1 protein-coding gene is annotated in these 1325 nt (G+C 70.0%); it reads left to right on the forward strand.

The features are described 5' to 3' along the window. The first annotated feature begins 246 nt into the window (after positions 1–246). On the forward strand, positions 247–1305 hold the full coding sequence (locus ACWEVO_RS36585) for an IS110 family transposase (RefSeq protein WP_452311961.1): 1059 nt from the start codon (positions 247–249) through the stop codon (positions 1303–1305). The last annotated feature ends 20 nt before the right edge of the window (positions 1306–1325 follow it).

The raw sequence follows: 1325 nt of genomic DNA on the forward strand, positions 1-1325 counted from the left end.
GTGCCTGACAGTGAGGATGTAGGTGGGGTCACCCGGTCTGGTCTGACTCAGTGCCTGACCGACGATGCTGTCCTGCTGTGGGATTCGTCGACCGGTTCCGGGTGACCCCGTTCCTGCACGTCACTGGCAGGGGCGTCGTGACCTGATAGGAGCCTGTGCAAGAGGCCCCATCACTGTCCTGTCCGCCCGTCCCGGCGAGTGCGTGCCGACCCTGTCGGTGCAAGCGAAAGGGACGACGGTTCCAGGATGACAGCCAAGAAGCGCCAGGTCACGGGTGGAGTCGACACCCACGGAAAGACTCACCACGCCGCCGCGGTCGACCAGGCGGGTCGTGTGCTCGGCGACCATGAATTCGCCGCCACCGCCGCCGGATATCAGCAGCTGCTGGCCTGGCTGCGTGCTTTCGGCCGGGTCGTCAAGGTCGGGGTGGAGGGCACCGGCGCCTACGGCGCTGGCCTCGCGCGGCACCTGACCGCGTCGGGCGTCACCGTGGTGGAGATCGACCGCCCCGACCGCAAAACCCGTCGAAGCAAGGGCAAGTCCGACCCGATCGACGCCCTCGCCGCCGCCCGCGCGGCCCTGTCCGAGCAAGCCGCTGGTGTCCCGAAGACCCGCACCGGCCCCGCTGAGGCGATCCGCGCCCTACGCGTTGCCCGCCGAGGAGCGGTCAAGGCCCGCACCGCCGCCCTGAACCAGCTCCATGGCCTCCTCACCTCGGCCCCCGAGGCGACACGGGAACACCTGGCCGGGGCCACCGGGGCCGCGCTCGTGCAACGATGCGTCGACCTGAGCGTCGACGAGTCCGCACTCACCGACCCGATCCACGCCACGAACGCCGCCCTCGCCGCGATCGCCACCCGGATCACCGCACTCACCGAGGAGATCACTCTGGCCGATCGACGGCTACGCCCCACCGTCGCCCGGACCGCCCCCACGCTGAGCAGCCTGTTCGGGGCCGGCCCCGAAGTCGCCGGGCAACTCCTGACCACCGCCGGCGACAACCCCGACCGACTGCGATCCGAGGCCGCCCTGGCCCACCTCTGCGGCGCCGCGCCCATTCCCGCCAGCAGCGGACGCACCGACCGCCACCGCCTCAACCGCGGCGGCGACAGAGCCGCGAACAACGCCCTGCACACGATCGTGCTCAGCCGCATGCGCCACGAACCCCGCACCCGCGCCTACGTCGAGAAACGCACCAAGCAAGGCCTCAGCAAGAAAGAGATCATGCGATGCCTCAAGCGGTACGTCGTCCGCGAGGTTCACGCAGCTCTCCTCACCGACTTCGCCGCCCTGAACACCGCTTGACATCCATAGGAGCATCCCCG

Source organism: Micromonospora sp. NPDC003776 (genome assembly GCF_053605645.1).

Bases quoted from the DNA above. Each gene is read 5' to 3' on its own strand.
- ACWEVO_RS36585 (WP_452311961.1), top strand. From the start codon at position 247: ATGACAGCCAAGAAGCGCCAGGTCACGGGTGGAGTCGACACCCACGGA.